The following is an 18,797-nucleotide window of genomic DNA, read 5'->3' on the forward strand; positions in this document are numbered from 1 at the left end:
CTCAGGCCGGCACCCCGGAGAAGGGGCTGCTGTCGAGGCGTTCCAGGAGGTCGGCGGGGTCCTGGTAGACGGCGGCGGCGCCGGCCTCTTCCAGGTCCTGGCGGGGGATGCCGCCGCACAGCACTGCCACGGACGTGACACCGGCCGCCGTCGCGGCCTTCATGTCCCACACCGTGTCGCCGACGAACACCGCACGCTCGGGCGGCACCCCCGCCAGTTCCAGGGCCTGTTGGACCGGTTCGGGTGCGGGTTTGCCCTCCTCGACGTCGTCCGCGCTGGCCGTCTCCGTGATCGCGTCGTCGGCGTCGATCGCCCGGCGCAGGGCCTTGAGTTCGTTGTCCTTGGCCGAGGTGACCAGCACGACCTTCCAGCCGTCGCGCGCCAGTGCCCGCAGCAGCTCCGAGGCCGAGGCCAGGGCCGGAAGGCGGTCGAAGTACGTGGCGTAGAGGATGTCGTGTGCCGTGCTCATGCGGTTGTCCTGGGTACGGTCGCGGTCCTCACCCAGGACGTGACCGAGCAGGTCCTCGCCGGGCAGGCCGACGGCCCGGTGGATGGCGTGCATCGGGACGGAGTGTCCCGCCTGACGCAGGGCCTCCCACCACGCCGTCACATGCAGGTGGTTGGTGTCGGCAAGAGTGCCGTCGACGTCGAACAGCGCTGCCCGGCTCATCCCGGCTCCCTCACAGATCCCTCAGGGCGGGCAGCAGCTTCGTCTCCGCCCAGTCCAGGAAGGGTTGTTGGTGATCGCCCCCGACCTGCACGAGGGCGACCTCGGTGAACCCGGCCTCGGCGTAGGGACGTACCGCCTCCACGACGGCGTCCACGTCGTCGCCGCAGGGAATCGCCTCGGCGACGTCCTCGGGACGGGTGTGCGCGGTGGCTCGGGCGAAGCCCGCCGGGCCGGGTAGTTCGGCATTGACCTCCCAACCGCCCACTGCCCAGCGGAACTGCTCGTGCGCGCGAGCCACCGCCGCGTCGCGGTCGGGGTCGTAGCAGACCGGGAGCTGGCCGACGCAGGGCTTGCCGGCGCCCCCGTGTGCCGCGAACGCCTTCGTCAGCTCCGCGTCCGGTTCGACGGCGATCAGCAGGTCCCCCTGGCGGCCTGCGAGCGCGCAGGAGCGGTCTCCCGAGACGGCGATGCCGATCGGTGGCGGCGTGGAGGGAAGGTCCCAGAGTTTGGCGTTCTCCACGTCGAAGTACGTGCCGTGGTGGCTGACGTACCCGCCGTCGAACATCTCGCGGATGATGCCCACGGCCTCCTCCAGCATCTCCAGGCGGACGTGGGCGGCGGGCCAGCCGGCGCCGACGATGTGTTCGTTGAGGTTCTCGCCGGAGCCGAGGCCGAGGCGGAAGCGGCCTTCGCTGAGCAACTGCATCGTGGCCGCCTTCTGCGCGATCACCGCGGGGTGGTAGCGGAACGTCGGGCAGGTCACGTAGGTCATCAGGGGGATGCGTGAGGTTGCCTGTGCGGCCGCGCCCAGGACGCTCCAGGCGTACGGCGCGTGTCCCTGGGAATCGAGCCAGGGGAACGAGTGGTCGGAGATGACGGAGAAGTCGAAGCCCGCTCTCTCCGCCCCGACGACATGGGACACCAGTTCCCTGGGTCCGGCCTGTTCGGTCATCATGGTGTAGCCGATGCGTACCATATCGAGCATTTTGCCGGAATTCTGATGCTGAAACCCCCGCCGAATGGGGCCCTGCCTGCCCGTCCGCGGCCCTCAGACCGTTCATCCGGCCGCGTTGATGCGGTGGTCGGCGGCGTAGGCGTCCAGGACGGCCCCCGTGCTCCCGCGGGTGTGGAGGAATCGCTCGTCCAGGATGAGCGCGAGGTCGTCCATGGCCGCCTTCAGCACCTCGGACGCGAGGCCGACGTCGCGGTGCCGGGCCTTGGCCGCGTTTTCGGCGAGCTGCGCCGCGTAGCCGATCTGCTCGGCGAGCGACGCGCGGTCGTCGCCGTCGTAGAAGTAGTACGACTCGGGGTACTGCATGAAGTCGACGCACACCACGCACAGCTCGGCGGCGACGCTGTCGAGGATGGCCGCACCGGCGTCGGAGTCCAGCGCCTCGGTCGTGGCATGCGTGCGGCGCAGGTGGGACAGGCGCAGAGCCAGGGTGCGACGCCGCGCGAGCGCCGGGTAGACGCCGAGGATCCACGTCACCGTCGCCGACAGGAGCGCGAATCCGAGGAGCGCCTCGAGCGGCGACAAGAGGCGCAGCCAGCCCGTCATCGGTGCGATGTCGCCCAGACCGAGTGTCGCGAGCGTCACCAGCGAGATGTACAGGGCGTCCACGGGGCCCGCGTGCGCGGAGGGTTCGAGCCCGGTGGAGTACGTGAAGGCCTCGGGCATGTGGGGCCAGTAGACCAGCGCCCATCCGACGGCGACGGCCAGCGCCCAGATCGAGACGACCACCACCATGCCCAACGGTCCTGCCAGCCCCGCCGCCCTGCGGCGGCCACTGGTACGGGCGGAGAGCCGCCAGAGCCTTGTCATCACCAGCCTGCTCAGGCCGCCGTGACGCGTGGGGTGCCACAGCGTGTGGAACACATCGCGCAGTATGAGTACGACGAGTGCCGCACCCAGCAGCGACAGCGACCACTTCATCTCGCGCTCAGCTCCCCGCCCTCTACTCAAGTCCTTCGTTCACGTGGGACCCCTCACCGCACCCGGCGATCCGCCGTGCCCGCTGACGGTAACCGTCGGCTTCCCCGTATGAGGCCCGACATGACGACCCCTCCACGGACAGCCACCCGCACGGTCTCCGTGGTGGATTCCGTGGTCAGCACGGAGGCGCTCCGTACGCCGCGCGGGAGAGGCTGTGACCACAGCGAACGGGTCCGGCGAACCGACAGACCGGGCCCTCGAATCAACCACCACGGGAGTGACCATGGCCGGCACGGCGAAGACGACCAACACGGCGTACGAGGGCTTCACGGCCGAGGAGCGGGCCGCGATGAAGGAGCACGCCCAGGAGCTGAAGAGTGCGGCGCGGCGCGCCTCGCGGGCGGAGAAGGCCGCCGAGGCGGAGCGGAGCGTCCTCGCGAAGATCGCCGAGATGCAGGACTCGGACCGCGTCATGGCCGAGCGCCTCCACGCGGTCATCACCTCGAGCGCCCCCGTGCTCGCGCCGAAGCTCTGGTACGGGATGCCGGCCTACGCGCTCGACGACAAGGTCGTCTGCTTCTTCCAGAGCGCGGAGAAGTTCAAGGCGCGGTACGCGACGCTCGGCTTCAGCGACCAGGCGCGGCTGGACGACGGCGTGATGTGGGCGGCCGGCTTCGCCCTGACGGAGGTCACGGCCGAGGTCGAGGAGCGGGTCGGCGCGCTCGTGAAGCAGGCCGTGAGCTGAGGCTCGTACAACCATCGCGCGGCGGGAGGGGCGCGCTGCCCGAGATCGCCCGGGCTCCGCTCCCAACCGCGTACGGAACCGGACGTCGGTGACGCGCACTCCCTGTCCCCTTGTCCGCTCCTGCCGCGTACGGAACCGGACGTCGGTCACGCGCGCCCTGTCCCCTTGAGGAACTCGGCGCCACCCTCCGACACGCACCGCGTCAGCGCTGCACCGACCCGCCCGTCCTTTCACCCGCACGGATGAGCGCCGTCAGGTCCTCGGCTCCGCCTGCGCCGTGGGACGGGAAGGTCGTCGGACAGTGGGCTGATCATGCGTCAACCACTCCGAGCAGGGAGCCAGATGGGCAGTCACCTGGTCCTTCGATGCCGCCAGGCCGTCGCCGTGGTGGCGCTGGCCGCGACGACCGCGCTGGCGCTCCCCGCCACCGCCCTCCCCGCCACCCCGACCACACCGGCCGCCGCGCTCCCCGCCGAGCGGCCGGCACGCGCCGCCTTCGACACCGGCCCCGCCCGGGCGAGTCTGGAGCGGCTGCTGCCCTCCCGGGCCTCGCAGTTCACGCTCGTCCCGGTCCCCCGGCCCGCCTCCGGCGACCACTTCGCCGTCTCCGGCCGGCCAGGGGCGATCGTCGTACGGGGCACCTCGCCGGCCACGCTGCTCGCCGGCGCCGGCTGGTATCTGGAGCACGTCGCCGGTGTCGACATCGGCTGGCCCGGTGACAGCGTCGGGCGCCTGCCCGCCACGCTCCCGGCGGTCGACGGCGAGATCACCCGCGCGGCGAGCGTGCCGCACCGCTACGCCCTGAACGACACCGACGAGGGCTACTCCGGCCCGTACCGGGACTTCGCCTCGTACCAGCGCGACATCGACCTGCTGGCGCTGCACGGCGTGAACGAGGTCTTCGTCCCGACGGGCGCCGAGTACACCTACTACGAGACGTTCCAGCACTTCGGCTACGGCGAGGCCGAGTTGCGCGCCTGGATCCCAGGCCCGGCCCATCAGAGCTGGTGGCTGCTGCAGAACCTGTCCGGCTTCGCGGGCCCGGTCTCACGGCAACTGGTCGAGGCCCGCGCGGAACTGGGCCGCCGGATCGCCGACCGGCTGCGCGCGCTGGGCATGACCCCGGTCCTGCCGGGGTTCTTCGGCACGGTTCCACCCGGCTTCGCCGACCGCAACGCGGGTGCGGTCACCGTGCCCCAGGGGCGTTGGATCGGGTTCGCGCGCCCGGACTGGCTGGATCCGACCGGACCGGTCTTCGACCAGCTGGCCGCCACCTTCTACGGCGTACAGCGGAAGAAGTTCGGCGAGACCGACATGTTCAAGATGGACCTGCTGCACGAGGGCGGCAGCGCGGGCTCCGTCGACGTCCCGAGCGCGGCCGGCGCCGTCCAACGGGCCCTGGACAAGGCGCACCCCGGCGCCACCTGGGTCATGCTCGGCTGGCAGCGCAACCCGTCGGCGGCCCTGCTCAGCGGGGTCGACCGGAGCCGGGTCCTCGTCGTCGACGGCCTCTCGGACCGGTACGACAACCTGAACCGGGAGGCGGAGTGGGGTGGTACGCCGTACGCCTTCGGCACGATCCCCAACTTCGGCGGCCACACCAGCCTGGGCGCCAACACCGGCGCGTGGGTGAGCCGCTTCCACACCTGGCTGGCGAAGCCCGACAGCGCGCTGCGCGGCATCGCGTACATGCCGGAGGCGACCGGCGGGAGCCCTGCGGCGTTCGACCTGTTCGCCGAGCTCGCCTGGCGGTCCGAGCCGGTCGACCAGGCGGCCTGGTTCGCCGCGTACGCCGCCCGCCGCTACGGCGGTGAGGACCCGCACGCGAGCGCCGCGTGGGAGCAGTTGCGCCTCGGCCCCTACAGCATGCCCTCCGGCGTCTGGAGCGAGCCGCACGACGGCCTGTTCGCCGCACGGCCGAGCCTGAAGGCGGCCAGCGCCGCGCGGTGGAGCCCGACCGCGATGCGGTACGACGCGTCGCGGGTGGAACGCGCGCTCGCCGAACTGCTCCAGGTCGCCCCGGAGCTGCGGACCACGGACGCGTACCGCTTCGACGTGGTCGACGTGGCCCGCCAGGCGCTCGCCAACCGCAGCCGCGCCCTGCTCCCCCGCATCAGAACGGCGTACGAGGCGAGAGATCTGGCCACCTTCCGGGCTCTGGTGAGCGAGTGGAACGCCCATGTGGAGTTGCTCGGCCGGCTGGTCGGCTCCGATCAGCGGTTCCTGCTCGGACCATGGCTCGCCGCCGCCCGGTCGTGGGGTGCGGACGCCGCCGAGCGCGACCGGCTGGAGTACGACGCCCGTTCGATCCTGACGACCTGGGGCGACCGCGGGCCGAGCGAGGGCGGACTGCGCGACTACGCCAACCGTGAGTGGTCGGGACTCGTCAAGGACCTGTACGGGCCGCGCTGGCGGGTGTACTTCGCGGGTCTCGACCACGCTCTGGTGAGCGGTACGGCTCCGGCCGCCGTCGACTGGTTCGCCATGGACGACACCTGGGCGCGCGGCCACGCGGCCTACCCGACGCGTCCGACCGGCGACCCCTTCGCCCTGGCGGGCGAGGTCCTGGCCGCTATTCGCCCGGCGGCGCCGGTCTCGCGCGCGGTCGCGCCGGCGCGTTGAACCTTTCCGCCCTCCCGCTCGTACTCTCTCTCACAAGCTGGTCGGATCGGAACGCAAGGGGAGCGCGATGAGTGGAGTGGCACGTCGGACGGTCGTCTCGGCGGCGGGTGGCGCGGGGCTGGTGGCGGCGCTCGCCGCCTGCGGCGGCGGCACGGACGGCAAGGCGGGCAGCGGTGGCGGTGCGGCGGACACGCCGACCGAGGCGGGGGCGCCGCTGGCGAGGACGGCGGACATCCCGGTCGGCGGCGGCAAGGTCATCGAGGGTCAAGGAGTGGTGATCACCCAGCCGAAGGCCGGCGAGTTCAAGGCCTTCTCCTCCAAGTGCACCCATCAGGGCTGCGCGGTCAGCGGTGTCGCGGACGGCGTCATCACATGCCCGTGCCACCAGAGCCTGTTCGACGCCTCGGACGGCAGCGTGAAGGGCGGCCCCGCCACCGCGCCACTGCCGCCGACCCCGATCCAGGTGCAGGGAGACTCGATCACGTTCGCCTGACGCGACGTCAGGATCTCGCAGCGCCCCGTGGGCTCTTCCAGCAGCGCAGCACCTCCTCGGTGGTGGCGATGGTGGAGACGAGCGCGAGCGTGTGACGGATCATCGCGGGGGTGTAGTCGGCCGGCACCCCCGCGATGGCGTCCCCGGGCACGACCACGGTGTATCCGAGGTTGACCGCGTCGAAGACCGCGTTGGGGATCGCCACGTTGGCCGAGACGCCGGTGACGACGAGCGTGCGGCAGCCGAGGTTGCGCAGCAGCGGGTCGACGTCGGTCCCGGCGAGGGGCGAGAGCCCGTGCAACCGCCGTACGACCAGGTCCTGGTCGGCGACCTCGATGGGATCGGCGATCCTGACCGCCGTACTGCCGCTGTGCTGTTGTACGGGCAGCCGGGCGGCGGCCCTGAACAGCCGGGCGTTGGAGTTGGCGCCGCGCCCGTCCGGTCTGCGCTCGGCGACGGCGTGCAGCACCTGCACGTCGGCCTCGTGCGCGGCCGCGACCAGCCGGGCGACGTTCGCCAGCACGCCCGACGAGCGGGCGGCGGTGGCCAGTTCGGGCAGGGCGCTGTTGCGGCCGACCACGCCCTGCTGACATTCGACGGTGAGCAGCACCGTTCCGGCCGGTTCGAGCTGCTCCTGAAGCTGTGCCCACTGTGTCGCACCGGTCATGGTCTCCCCTGTCCCCAGCCCCTGTCCGCGCGCCGCTTCTGGCGCACTCCGGGGCGGGGAGGCTAGCCACCCTTGCCCCAGGAGGGAAGAGCGCCCATGATTTCTGACACTCCATCAGAATTATGGGAAAGGGCGGACGATGACCGTCGCACAGCGCCGTGGACGCCGGATCATGATGACTCCGGACGAGCTGAACAGCTTCCTGAGCGAGCAGCGCACCTGCCGGGTCGCGACCGTCTCCGCGGACGGCCGCCCCCATGTCGGCGCGCTCTGGTTCGTCTGGGACGGGACCTCGCTCTGGCTCTATTCGATCACCAGGAGCCGCCGTTGGGCGCAACTGCGCGCCGACCCGAGGATCGCGGTGGTCGTCGACGACGGTGTGGAGTACGGGGAGTTGCGCGGTGCCGAGCTGTCCGGCACAGCCGTGTTCGTCGGTGAAGCTCCGCGCACCGGCGAGCCGTGCCCCGAACTCGACGTGCCGGAAAGGTTGTTCGCCGCCAAGAACTTCGGTCTGGACGCGATGCCGCACGACGGCCGACACGCCTGGCTCAAGCTGACCCCGGACGCCGTCGTGTCCTGGGACTTCCGCAAACTGGCGGCCCTCTGAACGGCCCCCGATCGCGCGCCACGGACGTCACCGCACGATCGCGGCACCTCAGAAGCTCAACGGCCCCCCGACGCCTTGCAGCGCCTCGACCGCCGCCCGGATGGACGGCCGCCGGTCGGCGTCGCTGCGCCAGGTAGCGTAGATGTGGCGCTTCATCTTCTGCCGTACGGGCACGAACGCGATCCCCTCGGGCGTCGGTCCGCGACCGAGGCGCGGGGTGACGCACACGCCGAGGCCGGCGGCGATCAGCGCGAGCTGGGTGTGGTGCTCCGCCGCGAAGTGGGCGATACGGGGCTCCATGCCCTGCGAACGCAGCGTGAACATGAGCCAGTCGTGGCAGAACTCGCCCTCGGGCCAGGAGACCCAGTCGTCGTCACCGAAGTCGATCAGGTCCACCTCGTCCCGCCCGGCCAGCGGATGCCCGACGGGCACGGCGACGTCCGCCGCGTCGTCGAGGAGGTGGGCGCGCTCGAGGCCGCCCGGGACCGGGGCCCGCTTGTTGCTCCAGTCGAGGACGAGCGCGAGGTCGGCATCGCCCCGCAGCACCTCGCGGATGCCCCGCTCCGGCTCCAGCTCCGTGGTCTTCACACGGAGATCGGGGTGGGCGGTGCGCAGTGCGGCGAGGGCGCCCGGCAGCAGTCCGCGCGCCGCCGTCGGAAACGCCGCGATCCGCACCTCGCCGACCACCTGCCCGCGCTGCGCCTCGATGTCCGCCTGGGCCAGCTCCACCTGCGACAGGATGCGCGCCGCGTGCTCGGCGAGCAGCAGACCGGCGTCGGTGAGCCGGACGCCCCGGCCGTTCTTGGCGAGCAGCTGCTGGCCGATCTCCCGCTCCAGCTTGGACAGCTGCTGCGACACGGCGGAGGTGGTGACGTGCAATCCGTCGGCCGCACCGCTGACCGATCCGTGCCGCGCGACGGCGTCCAGGGTCCGCAAGCGCTCCAGGTTCAACATGTAAGCAATCCTAAGGGAAGAGATTCATTTAATCTCGCTTGTTCTACGAAGTGGGAGCGGCCACTCTGAGGAGCATGAGCTCCGCGACCTCTCCCCCCGCCCGCCGTCCACGCCTTCTCGACTGGCGGGTCCGCTTCGGCGTGCTGGCCCTCATCTGGGGCTTCAGCTTCGTCCTCATCAAGGTCGGCACGGAGGGGTTCGCGCCGTTCCAGGTGACCTTCGGCCGGCTGCTGTTCGGTACGGCGGTGCTGGCCGTCGCGATGGCGGTCAAGCGGGAACGGCTGCCGCGCGGCCGCCGCACCTGGCTCCATCTGACCGTGGCCGCGTTCCTGCTCAACGCGCTGCCGTTCTCGCTCTTCTCGTACGCCGAGCTGACCATCCCCTCGACGCTCGCGGGCATCTGCAACGCCACGACACCCCTCTGGGGCATGGCCCTCTCGCTGGTCGCACTCTCCGAGGACCGCCCGACGCGGGTGCGCGCGGCGGGGCTCGGCATCGGCTTCATCGGGGTCCTGACCGTGCTCGGCGCCTGGCAGGGCTTCTCCGGGCTCGACGTCACGGGCACGGCGATGGCCCTGCTCGCCTCCTTCAGCTACGCGGTCGGCTGGATCTACGTCCGCCGCACGCTGACCGGCACGGGGGCGTCGAACCTCTCGCTCGCCGGCACCCAGGTCGGTCTGGCGACCCTCCAACTGGCGGTCGTGACACCGCTGTTCACCTCCCTTCCGTCGACGGTGGAGGTCCTGCCGCTGCTCGCCGTGATCGCCCTGGGCGCGCTCGGCACGGGGTACGCGATGCTGCTGCAGTACGGCGTCGTGGCCGAGGTCGGCCCGACGACGGCGGCCATGGTCACGTACTTCATCCCGGTGATCGCCACGGCGGCGGGCGTCGCCCTCCTGGACGAGCAGCTCACCTGGAACACCCCGGTCGGTGCGGCGATCGTCCTCGCGGGCGCGGCCCTGACCCAGCGCCGCGCCCCGGCGAGACACCCGAAGACCACGATCCTGGCGACGGCGCCGGCGACCGCGGCTACCACTCAGGACCGCCACCCGGCGGGCCGCCCGTAGAACCGACGCACGCGAACACCGGCGGTCCGGGCCCCTGGGGCCGGGCCGCCGCCAGGGACGGGACGGCCGCCGCCCGGGAACGAGGGTCCTCGGGCGCGCCCGAGGACCGGAACGGCGCTCCGTATCGCCTCAGCCGTAACTCCGCGCCGGCGCGGGCCCCGACGCGCCTGCGACCGCGTCGGCCAGAGGTTCGATGTCCGGCTCGCGCAGGCCGGAGACGGTGAGCCGGACGGCCGGTGCGGCGTTCAGGCGGAAGCGGGCGCCGGGGGCGACCGCCCACCCCGCGCCGAGGAGCCGGGTCACGGCGCCCGTCTCGTCGGAGACCGGGACCCAGACGTTCATCCCGCTCCGCCCGTGCGCCTCGACCCCGCGCCGCTCCAGCGCCCGTACGAGCCTGTCGCGCGGCGCCGCGTACGCCGCCGCGACGGCCGCCGGGTCCACGGCGCCGGTCGCCCACAGGTGCGCGACCGCGCGCTGGAGGAGGCGGCTGACCCAGCCGGGGCCGAGCCGCTGCCGCCCCAGCACCCGGTCGACGGTCTCGGCGTCGCCGGTCAGGCACGCGACCCGCAGATCCGGTCCGTACGCCTTGGCCACGGACCGCACGAAGACCCAGTGGCGGGTCGCCCCGGCCAGCGGGTGCAGCGGCAGGTCGACGATGCCGTGACCGTGGTCGTCCTCGACGAGCAGCACGTCGGGGTGGTCCGCCAGGACGCGGCGCAGGGCGGCGGCGCGCTCCGCGCTCACCGCCGCGCCCGTCGGGTTCTGGGCGCGGTCGGTGATGATCACCGCGCGCGCCCCGTCCCGGAGCGCTCCCGCCACCGCCACGGGCAGGGGCCCCTCGTCGTCGACCGCGAGGGGCACCGGCCGTAGCCCGAGGGCCGGTACGAGGTCGAGGAGGCTGCCCCATCCGGGGTCCTCGACGGCGACCGCGTCGCCGGGCCTGAGGTGGACGGCGAGGACCCGCTCGATAGCGTCCAGCGCGCCCGAGGTGACGGCGATCGGCCCGTCGGGAACCCCGTCCGCGTCCAGCGCGGCGCGCGCGAGCCGCGCGAACCCCTCGTCCACGGGAGCCTCCCCGTACAGCCCCGGCTGCTCCGCCTCCCGCCGTGCGGCCTCGGCGAACGCCGCGCCGAGCGACGGCAGCAGCTCCGGGTCGGGATTGCCCCTGCTGATGTCCCGTACGCCGTCGGGCGCCTCGACCCGGATCGAGCCGCGCGCGGTCGTCGCGGGCCGGGCCCGCACCCGGCTGCCGCGCCGCCCGTCCGTCTCGATGACCCCGCGCTCGCGCAAGGTCCGGTACGCGGCGGCGACCGTGTTCGGATTCACCCCGAGGGTGGCCGCCAACTCCCGCATAGGTGGGAGCAGTTGACCCGCTTGCAGCTCGCCCGCACCGACCCCGCGCTCGACGCTCGCGGCAATCTCCGATGCGCGACGCCCTTCGATCCGATACTCTCCTAGCACAAAAGCAATTATGCACTAGTGCAATGGAGAGCGCAATGACGACGGGCACCTACGAGCCGACCGAGCGGACCATCCCGACCCGCTCCCGCCACCGCGCCTCGTACGACCGCGCGCTGGTGCACTCGATACTCGACGAGGCGTACGTCTGCCACCTCGGCTTCGTCCGCGACGGCGCGCCCGTCGTGCTGCCGACGCTCTACGGCCGGATCGGCGACCGCCTGTACGTCCACGGCTCCACCGGCTCGCGGCCGCTGCGCATGGCGGGCTCGGGCGAGGAGGCCCCGGGCCTGCCGGTCTGTCTGACGGTGACCCACGTCGACGGCCTGGTCCTGGCCAGGTCGGCGTTCCACCACTCGCTCAACTACCGCTCGGTCGTGGTCCACGGCACCGCCCACCAGGTCACCGACCCCGAGGAACTGCGCACCGCCCTCGACGCCCTGGTCGACCACGTCGTCCCCGGTCGCGCCGACGACTCCCGCCGGGCCAACGCCAAGGAGCTGGCCGCGACCGCCGTCCTGCGCCTGGACCTCGACGAGGTCTCGGCCAAGCTCCGCACGGGCGGCCCGAACGACGAGCCGGAGGACGCGGCGCTCCCCCACTGGTCCGGCGTGGTCCCGGTCCGCACGACCTACGGCACCCCGATCCCGGCGGAGGACCTCGACCCGTCCGTCGCCCTGCCGGCCTACCTCACCTCCGCCTGAGGACACCGCGATGCTGATCCATCCCTGGGACGCCGCCCAGAGCCCCGACGAGTGGCGCGAGTGGCTGTCCCGCCACGACTTCGGCCAGCTCGCCGTCAACGGCCTGCCCGGCGAGCCGCCGTGGGTGCAGCCGCTGCACTTCCGGTACGACTCCGGGCCGGGCCCCTACGGGCAGGTGCTGACCCACCTGGCACGCCCCAACCCCCTATGGCGGGCGCTGGAGGAGAACCCGACGGTCCTGCTGAGCGTGGTCGACGACCACGTCTTCGTCCCCGGCCCCTGGGCAGCCCCCGAAGGCGCCCCGCCCGAACACGGCACGCCCACCTCGCTCTACGCCGCCGTCCAGCTGCGCTGCGTGGCCCACGTGGTCGACGACCCGGCGGAGAAGGCGGAGCTCCTCAACCGCCAGGTCGCGCACTTCCAGCCGGAGGGCGGGACGGCCCCGGTCGCGGCGGGCGAGGCCCCCTTCGGCCGCCTCCTGCCGGGTCTCCGGGGCCTGCGCCTCGACGTGACCGACGTCCGAGCCAAGTTCAAGTACGCGAACCACAAGCCGGAGCCGGTGCAGGACACGATCGTGGAGGGCCTGACCACCCGGGGGGCCCGAGGAGACAGGCAGGCGGCAGCCCACCAACGGCGTCGGCGCGCGTAAGGCCCCGCAGGGGGTGGGTCGTCGCCCCGCAGGGCGGAACGACGATCCACCCGCCGGCCTACGCCGTGGCCGCCCGCCGCCGAACCGCCGACGCGGCGCGCGCCTCCGCCCAGGCGAGCCCGGTCACCGCCACGAGCAACAAGAAGGTGCCCACCACCGTGGCGGCGGCCAGCTCCTCCCCCAGGACGACCACCGCGATCACCGCCGCACTCACCGGCTCGAGCAGCATGATCACCGACACGGTCGCCGCCTTCACCACCGCCGCCCCGGCGAAGTACAGCGCGTAGGCGAGCGCCGTCGGAACCGCCGCCACGTACACCAGCAGCCCGAGCACCTCCCACGGCTGCCCGGTCTGGGGCAGCAGGCCCCCGGGGGACTCGACGAGAGCCATCGGGAGCAGCCCGACCATGCCGATCGCGAAGGCCCACGTGGTCGTCGACAGGGCGTCCGATCCGCCCGCGTCACGGCCGAGCCACCGCGTGAGCAGGGTGATCGCCGCGTACCCGGCGGCCGAGAGCACCGCGAGGCCCACGCCGAGCGGCCTGACCTCACCGCTCTCTCCGCCGAGCACGAGCACGCCGAGACCCGCGAGCGCGCCGGCCACGGCCGCCGCACCCCCGCGGCCGAGTCGCTCGCCCATGGTGAGCCGAGCGCCGAGCGCGATCAGGACGGGGCCCGCGCCGAGGGTGACGACGGTGCCGACCGCGAGCCCGGTGGCTTCGACGGCGGCGAAGTAGGCGCTCTGGAAGACGGTCAGCCCGATCCCCGTACCGAGGATCCGGATGAGCCGCCGCCGACGCGGCTCCGAAGCCGTGGCCGCGGTCCGCCGGGGCCGGGTCCGCAGGGCGAGCGCTCCGAGCAGCAGCACGAGGCCGCCGGCGCAGCGCCAGAAGGAGAGGGCCAGCGGCCCCATGTCGCTGACCCGGAAGATCAGCGAGGCCGCGGCGCCGGCGGTGCCCCAGGCGATTCCGGCGACGATCAGATAGAGCAGGCTCCGCCCGACGGCAGGCACGGCTGCCGCGGGCGCGGAGGAGGACAAGGGGGAACTCGACACGTGCTTCTCCGTGTGAAGACGGGGTGATGTGGTCGCTCCGCACGCGGGCAGCGACGAACCGCTCGGGGACTGCCCGAGCCCGGTCTTCGTCAGGGAGAGTGCCGCCCGCGCCTAGGCGGCAGGAGGCGGAAGCACGGTCGAATGCATGATCGTCACCCTACGGGACGGTCCGCCCGGCCGACAACTCCGCGTCTTCACGGGCGCTCGGCTCGGACCCGGCGACCGGTTCGGCCAGGACCGCCTTCGGCGTCGACGACTGCGCGATGAACGCGCCGACGAGCACCACCGCGCCACCGATGATCTGCGGCGCCGCCAGGTGCTCACCCAGCAGCACCCAGGCCAGGACCGTCGCGATCACGGCCTCCAGACAGGCGACGACACCGGCCACCTGCGGCGAGAGCCGACGGACGGAGACGACACCGGTCACGTACGCGAGAACGGTGGCGACGAGCACGATCCAGCCGAGCAGCAGCCAGGCGGGCGCGCTCGTGCCGTCGAGGTCGGCCGTGCCCGCGAGGACCGACCACTCCATCCCCCACGGGCGGGCGACGAGGGTCAGGACGAGGGCGCCGAAGAGCAGTCCGTACGCGATGACGCCCAGCGGGTCGACCGGGTCGGACTCGTCGCCGCCCTGGTCGGACAGGACGAAGTAGCCGACCTGGCAGCAGGCGGCGCCGAGCGCGAGGAGGAGGCCGAGCAGGTCGAAGCTGACCCCGGACCAGATCTGGACGACGCAGGCGAGGCCGCCGACGGCGAGGACGACGCCGAGCGCGGCGGCACGGGTGACGGGCCGCCGCTGGACGAAGCGGACCCAGCCGAGGACGAGGGCGGGGGCGAGGTACTCGATGAGGAGCGCGACGCCGACCGGGATCCGGGAGATCGAGGCGAAGTAGAAGGCCTGGACTCCGGCGACGGCGAGAAGGCCGAAACCGGCGAGGAGCGCGGGCTTGCGCCGCAGGAGGTCGCGGTGGCGCCAGGCCACCGGCAGCATGACGAGGGCGGCCCCGGCGACCCGGAGCCACACCACGTGGAGCGGGTCGAGTCCCGCCTCGATGAGCGGCTTCGCCGCCACACCTGAACCGCCGAATGCGAAGGCCGAGGCCAGGGCAAGTCCCAGGCCGGCGCTTCTCCCCTGAGACGCGTGCATCCAGCCATCATGACAGGACGGCGTCAGGAGCGTCACCCCCGTCACACCTGTTGAGACAGCTCCCCGATCCGGTCGGTGAGGGCGAGCGGATCGACCCCTGCCCGGCCGAGCACCTCGACGGCCCGGCTGCCGGGATCGGCGGCGATGACGGCCAGCAGATCGAGGCCCCTGGCGCGCTGGTCTCCGCGCAGCGCGGCCCGCTCCCAGGCGCCGTCCATCGCGGCGGCCGCCGTCGGTGACCAGCCGGGCGCCGCCGCGGCCGCGTCCCGTACGACGTAGAGGGACCCGGAGTCCTCCACGGAGCCCCGCCAGCGCAGCCCGTACCCGATCGATCGCTGGACGAGATAGCCGAGCACCCGCGCGAGCTGCGGCCCGCCGTCCTCGAAGGCGGTACGGACCTCGGGATCGGACTCGATGAGGGAGTGCAGCAGATGCGCGGTGTCGATGTGCCGGTCACCGTCGCGCAGGGCCCGGCGGCGGGCGCTCGCCACGACCGTCGCGAGTTCGGCGGTGAGTCGGCCGAGCTGGATCTCCGGGCGGTGGGACGCGGGCTGCTGCGGTACGCGAGGGACAGGGATGTGCACGCTCCCACCTCATCAGCCCACAGCGGCCGAAACATCCCCATCGAGAAGCATGTGCGCATCCCACCAGAGTTGGGCACAGGCGAGCGGCCCCTCCTCCTTACGGAGGAGATTGGGCCCGATCACACCCGAGGGGCGCGCGCCGCCTTGCTTTGCGCCCCGAATGCAACCATGAGGCCCTCCCGTTTCGTCTCCTGAACATGTTCTGGATGGTCGCCCTGCTCGCACTCGACGGGCGGCAGTACGTCTACCGCGTGTACGCGCCGCGGGAGGCACTGCCGGCCGATCTCTTCTGGGCCGCGTTCCACTGCCACGACGAGAGCGGCGGTCCGCGCGCCTCCGACTGGTTCGACGCGGCGCAGATCTGGTGGATCGGCGACGTCGAAGAACTGACGGTTCATCAGTATTGAATGTTCACGACCTCCCGGCTACGTTCCGCGACACCGGAGTGAGTCGGACGCAACCGTGAAGGGGTGGTCGTATGGCCGAAGTCAGCGCGGAGGCACGGATCGAGGCGCCGGCCGAGAAGGTCTGGGCGCAGCTGACGGACTTCTCCTCGTACGGCGAGTGGAACGCCACCCACACCAACTTCCCGAACGGCGGCCCGGCCACCCTGGAGACGGGCGCGACCTTCGCCGAGAACATGAAGCTGATGGGCTTCCCCGCCGAGGTGACCTGGACGGTGGAGGAGCTGGAGGCCGCGCGGGTCCTGGCCATCCGGGGCAAGGGCCCGATGGGGGTCGTCGTGGCGACGCGCTACTCACTGGCGCCGGAGGGGGACGCCACGACGGTACGGATCGACGGCGAGTTCACGGGCGCCGCGGTGTCCCTGATGGCGGGCAAGCTGAAGGACTCGGCGACGGCGGCCCTGAACGAGTCCCTGCGCAAACTCACCGGCCTGGTGGCCTGAGCACGCACGGCGAAGGGCCCCCGCGGCGATACCGCAGGGGCCCTTCGACCATCCGTCGGAGCCTTCGCGCACTCAGTGCTCGTCGGCGAGAATCAGGTACAGCTTCTTACGGGCTTCGTTGATGACCTCGACGGCCTTCTGCCGCTGCTCGGCGCTGCCGGTCTTCCAGACCTGGCCGAACGCCTCCATCAGACCGAAGCCGGCCTGCCGGATCTCGTTGACGGCCTCCCAGTCGACACCGCGCCCGGCCTCCTCCCAGGGGGCTTCGGGCCCCGACTCGACCTCGGTCCGGCCGGTGTCGGTGAGCGTGAACAGCTTCTTGCCGCCCTCGCTCTCGCTGGTGATCAGGCCCTCGTCCTCGAGAAGCTGCAGGGTCGGGTAGACCGAGCCGGGGCTGGGCTTCCATGCCCCACCGCTGCGCTCGCCGATCTCCTGGATCATCTCGTAACCGTGCATCGGCCGGTCCTTCAGCAGCGCGAGGATCGAGGCACGCACGTCTCCGCGCCGCGCCCGGCCTCGGCCGCCTCCATGACCGCGCCCACCAGGGAACGGCCCTCCCCGGAACGGCCCGCCGCCGAACCCCGGCCCGAAGGGGCCGAAGGCAGCACGCCGCCGCTCGTCATCACCGCGGAAGCCACCCCAGCCACCACGAGGGCCGGGTCCGCAGTCTCCATGTCCGTGTTCGTGTCCATGTGAACGCATCGCAACGCTCCTTCCATCGGGTATGCATCATTGAACGATCGCGATGCCTCAACGATATATCGGAATACTTCGTTTGCCAAGCGATCCCGAACGCCCAGGTCGGGGCTCGAAAAAGCGCTTGCGGGCGATCACGCGCCCGGCAGACTGAGGCCCCATGACCGCACCGGACCCCAAGGCCGACCTCCGCTTCTACCTCCAGTCCGCCCGCGACGCCCTGCTCTGGAAGCTCGACGGGCTCTCCGAATACGACATCCGCCGCCCGATGACACCGACCGGCACCAACCTCCTGGGGCTGGTGAAGCACGCGGCGAGCGTCGAGCTGGGCTACCTCGGCGACACCTTCGGACGTCCGTCGGGCGAGGAACTGCCCTGGGTCGAGGACGGCGCCGAGCCCAACGCCGACATGTGGGCCACCGCCGAGGAGTCACGTGAGCAGATCGTGGGCCTTTACCGCCGGGCCTGGGCGCACGCCGACGCGACGCTCGACGCGCTGGCCCTGGACACGGTCGGCACGGTGCCCTGGTGGCCCGAGGGCCGGGACGAGGTGACCCTCCACCACGCCGTCGTGCGCGTCACCGCCGATACGCACCGGCACGCCGGGCACGCCGACATCGTCCGGGAACTCCTGGACGGGGCCGTGGGGATGAACCAGGGGAACACCAGCATTCCGCCGGGCGACGCGGCGTGGTGGGAGGAGTACCGCGGCCGCCTGGACGAGGCGGCCCGGGAGGCAGGCGGCAAGGCCGACGAGAATCCCTGAGCCCCCACCCCCGAACGGCTCACCCGCCCACGCGCGCCATCCGGCGCGGCCCACGCCGTCACCGCCGGCCGCCCCACCGGGCTCGATCGGTCCAGTCCTCCCGGATTGGCCTTGGCCTGCCGCTTTCCCGTCACGGTACGGTCCGGTCCATGCGGATCCGAATCGTCGACGCCTTCACCGACCGCCCCTTCTCCGGCAACCCGGCAGGGGTCCTCCTCCTCGACTCCTTCCCCGACGACCACTGGCTCCAGAAGGTCGCCGCCGAGGTCAACCTCTCCGAGACGGCCTTCGCCCACCCCCTGCCCCCGGGCGGCGACGCCGACTGGGCGCTGCGCTGGTTCACGCCGGCCGCGGAGGTCGACATGTGCGGCCACGCCACCCTCGCCACCGCGCACGTCCTGCACACCACGGGCGCCGCGACCGGCACCGTCCGGTTCTCCGCCCGTTGCGGCATCCTGAGCGCCACCGCGGCCCCGGACGGCTCCCTCACCATGGACTTCCCGACCTCGTCGCTGACCCCCGTCGAGGCCCCGGCCGGCCTGGAGAAGGCCCTCGGCGCCGAGATCGTCTCGGTCCACGACACCGCCTCCCACATCGGCGACCTCGTCGTCGAGCTGCACGACGAGGCCACCGTGCGCGCCCTGACGCCCGACGTCGCCGCCCTGGTCACCCTCTCCGAACGCGGAGTCGTCGTCACCGCCGCCGCGGAACAGCCCGAGCGCGGCTACGACTTCGTCTCCCGCGCCTTCTTCCCCCGCCTCGGCATCGACGAGGACCCGGTCACCGGCAGCGCCCACACCGCGCTCGCCCCGTTCTGGTCCGCCCGCCTCGGCCGCGACGACCTCACGGGGTTCCAGGGAGGCGCCCGTACCGGCATCGTCCGCACCCGGCTGCGCGGTGACCGCACCCTTCTGACCGGCGACGCGGTCACGGTCATCGAAGGCGAGCTGCACGCCTGACGGCAGCCACGACCGGAGACGGGAGAAGGGGGGGTCGGCGGCGGCCGGGCGCCCCCACGCCCCACCCGGGCCCACACCGGGGGGCCCCCCGACCCCCCCCCCCCCCCCCGCCCCG

The 18,797-nt window shown here is 72.6% G+C and carries 21 protein-coding genes; 11 read left to right on the forward strand and 10 right to left on the reverse strand.

Annotated elements, in window-relative coordinates:
- Nucleotide 1: 1 nt before the first annotated feature.
- From ACWF79_RS26765 to ACWF79_RS26775, 3 genes are all read right to left on the reverse strand, one after another.
- Nucleotides 2–670: an HAD family hydrolase gene (locus tag ACWF79_RS26765; protein ID WP_453730704.1), complete on the reverse strand. Its 669-nt coding sequence runs from the start codon at nt 668–670 to the stop codon at nt 2–4.
- A gap of 10 nt (nt 671–680) precedes the next feature.
- Nucleotides 681–1,646, reverse strand: a complete 966-nt coding sequence (locus tag ACWF79_RS26770; RefSeq protein ID WP_453730727.1) for an LLM class F420-dependent oxidoreductase — start codon at nt 1,644–1,646, stop codon at nt 681–683.
- Nucleotides 1,647–1,727: 81 nt separating this feature from the next.
- Nucleotides 1,728–2,603, reverse strand: coding sequence for a potassium channel family protein (locus ACWF79_RS26775; RefSeq protein WP_453730705.1), 876 nt, complete (start codon nt 2,601–2,603; stop codon nt 1,728–1,730).
- A gap of 283 nt (nt 2,604–2,886) precedes the next feature.
- Here ACWF79_RS26775 and ACWF79_RS26780 point away from each other — a divergent pair, with 283 nt between their 5' ends.
- The 3 genes from ACWF79_RS26780 to ACWF79_RS26790 all read left to right on the forward strand — a co-directional run bounded on the left by ACWF79_RS26780 (nt 2,887) and on the right by ACWF79_RS26790 (nt 6,463).
- Entirely contained in the window at nt 2,887–3,348 is a 462-nt protein-coding gene (locus ACWF79_RS26780; RefSeq protein WP_453730706.1) for an iron chaperone, read from the forward strand.
- A 342-nt stretch (nt 3,349–3,690) separates the two neighbouring features.
- Nucleotides 3,691–5,970 carry an alpha-N-acetylglucosaminidase gene (locus ACWF79_RS26785; RefSeq protein ID WP_453730707.1) on the forward strand — a complete coding sequence of 760 codons (2,280 nt, stop codon included), beginning with the start codon at nt 3,691–3,693 and terminating at the stop codon, nt 5,968–5,970.
- A gap of 67 nt (nt 5,971–6,037) precedes the next feature.
- Nucleotides 6,038–6,463 carry a Rieske (2Fe-2S) protein gene (locus ACWF79_RS26790; protein ID WP_453730708.1) on the forward strand — a complete coding sequence of 142 codons (426 nt, stop codon included), beginning with the start codon at nt 6,038–6,040 and terminating at the stop codon, nt 6,461–6,463.
- A gap of 7 nt (nt 6,464–6,470) precedes the next feature.
- On the opposite strand, the gene ACWF79_RS26795 is transcribed toward ACWF79_RS26790, so the two are convergent.
- Nucleotides 6,471–7,130: a cysteine hydrolase gene (locus tag ACWF79_RS26795; protein WP_453730709.1), complete on the reverse strand. Its 660-nt coding sequence runs from the start codon at nt 7,128–7,130 to the stop codon at nt 6,471–6,473.
- A 139-nt stretch (nt 7,131–7,269) separates the two neighbouring features.
- Between ACWF79_RS26795 and ACWF79_RS26800 the strand changes: the two genes are divergently transcribed.
- Nucleotides 7,270–7,737 (forward strand): pyridoxamine 5'-phosphate oxidase family protein, encoded by a 468-nt coding sequence (locus ACWF79_RS26800; RefSeq protein WP_453730710.1) that lies wholly within the window; start codon nt 7,270–7,272, stop codon nt 7,735–7,737.
- Between the two features lie 48 nt (nt 7,738–7,785).
- Here ACWF79_RS26800 and ACWF79_RS26805 read toward each other — a convergent pair whose 3' ends face one another.
- On the reverse strand, nt 7,786–8,691 hold the full coding sequence (locus ACWF79_RS26805) for a LysR substrate-binding domain-containing protein (RefSeq protein WP_453730711.1): 906 nt from the start codon (nt 8,689–8,691) through the stop codon (nt 7,786–7,788).
- 74 nt (nt 8,692–8,765) lie between these two features.
- On the opposite strand from ACWF79_RS26805, the gene ACWF79_RS26810 reads away from it, so the two are divergent.
- Nucleotides 8,766–9,758: a DMT family transporter gene (locus ACWF79_RS26810; RefSeq protein ID WP_453730712.1), complete on the forward strand. Its 993-nt coding sequence runs from the start codon at nt 8,766–8,768 to the stop codon at nt 9,756–9,758.
- 129 nt (nt 9,759–9,887) lie between these two features.
- On the opposite strand, the gene ACWF79_RS26815 is transcribed toward ACWF79_RS26810, so the two are convergent.
- Nucleotides 9,888–11,219: an aminotransferase class I/II-fold pyridoxal phosphate-dependent enzyme gene (locus ACWF79_RS26815; protein WP_453730713.1), complete on the reverse strand. Its 1,332-nt coding sequence runs from the start codon at nt 11,217–11,219 to the stop codon at nt 9,888–9,890.
- Nucleotides 11,220–11,254: 35 nt separating this feature from the next.
- Here ACWF79_RS26815 and ACWF79_RS26820 point away from each other — a divergent pair, with 35 nt between their 5' ends.
- Together ACWF79_RS26820 and ACWF79_RS26825 are read left to right on the forward strand one after the other, a co-directional pair.
- Nucleotides 11,255–11,920 (forward strand): pyridoxamine 5'-phosphate oxidase family protein, encoded by a 666-nt coding sequence (locus ACWF79_RS26820; protein ID WP_453730714.1) that lies wholly within the window; start codon nt 11,255–11,257, stop codon nt 11,918–11,920.
- Nucleotides 11,921–11,930: 10 nt separating this feature from the next.
- Nucleotides 11,931–12,569, forward strand: coding sequence for an FMN-binding negative transcriptional regulator (locus ACWF79_RS26825; protein WP_453730715.1), 639 nt, complete (start codon nt 11,931–11,933; stop codon nt 12,567–12,569).
- A 58-nt stretch (nt 12,570–12,627) separates the two neighbouring features.
- On the opposite strand, the gene ACWF79_RS26830 is transcribed toward ACWF79_RS26825, so the two are convergent.
- The 3 genes from ACWF79_RS26830 to ACWF79_RS26840 all read right to left on the reverse strand — a co-directional run bounded on the left by ACWF79_RS26830 (nt 12,628) and on the right by ACWF79_RS26840 (nt 15,354).
- The gene (locus ACWF79_RS26830) at nt 12,628–13,623 is read right to left on the reverse strand and encodes a DMT family transporter (protein ID WP_453730716.1); all 996 of its coding nucleotides are present in this window, start codon (nt 13,621–13,623) and stop codon (nt 12,628–12,630) included.
- 157 nt (nt 13,624–13,780) lie between these two features.
- Nucleotides 13,781–14,770, reverse strand: a complete 990-nt coding sequence (locus ACWF79_RS26835) for an EamA family transporter (protein ID WP_453730717.1) — start codon at nt 14,768–14,770, stop codon at nt 13,781–13,783.
- A gap of 41 nt (nt 14,771–14,811) precedes the next feature.
- Entirely contained in the window at nt 14,812–15,354 is a 543-nt protein-coding gene (locus ACWF79_RS26840; RefSeq protein WP_453730718.1) for a Clp protease N-terminal domain-containing protein, read from the reverse strand.
- 197 nt (nt 15,355–15,551) lie between these two features.
- On the opposite strand from ACWF79_RS26840, the gene ACWF79_RS26845 reads away from it, so the two are divergent.
- Both ACWF79_RS26845 and ACWF79_RS26850 read left to right on the forward strand, forming a co-directional pair.
- Nucleotides 15,552–15,761, forward strand: coding sequence for a hypothetical protein (locus tag ACWF79_RS26845; protein ID WP_453730719.1), 210 nt, complete (start codon nt 15,552–15,554; stop codon nt 15,759–15,761).
- Between the two features lie 71 nt (nt 15,762–15,832).
- Entirely contained in the window at nt 15,833–16,261 is a 429-nt protein-coding gene (locus ACWF79_RS26850) for a type II toxin-antitoxin system Rv0910 family toxin (RefSeq protein ID WP_453730720.1), read from the forward strand.
- Between the two features lie 72 nt (nt 16,262–16,333).
- Here the strand turns inward: ACWF79_RS26850 and ACWF79_RS26855 are convergent, their stop codons facing one another.
- The gene (locus ACWF79_RS26855; protein ID WP_453730721.1) at nt 16,334–16,963 is read right to left on the reverse strand and encodes a PadR family transcriptional regulator; all 630 of its coding nucleotides are present in this window, start codon (nt 16,961–16,963) and stop codon (nt 16,334–16,336) included.
- A gap of 154 nt (nt 16,964–17,117) precedes the next feature.
- On the opposite strand from ACWF79_RS26855, the gene ACWF79_RS26860 reads away from it, so the two are divergent.
- Both ACWF79_RS26860 and ACWF79_RS26865 read left to right on the forward strand, forming a co-directional pair.
- The gene (locus ACWF79_RS26860) at nt 17,118–17,723 is read left to right on the forward strand and encodes a DinB family protein (protein WP_453730722.1); all 606 of its coding nucleotides are present in this window, start codon (nt 17,118–17,120) and stop codon (nt 17,721–17,723) included.
- Between the two features lie 149 nt (nt 17,724–17,872).
- The gene (locus ACWF79_RS26865) at nt 17,873–18,682 is read left to right on the forward strand and encodes a PhzF family phenazine biosynthesis protein (RefSeq protein ID WP_453730723.1); all 810 of its coding nucleotides are present in this window, start codon (nt 17,873–17,875) and stop codon (nt 18,680–18,682) included.
- Nucleotides 18,683–18,797 lie beyond the last annotated feature (115 nt).

The sequence above is a fragment of the Streptomyces sp. NPDC054975 genome (assembly GCF_053609105.1).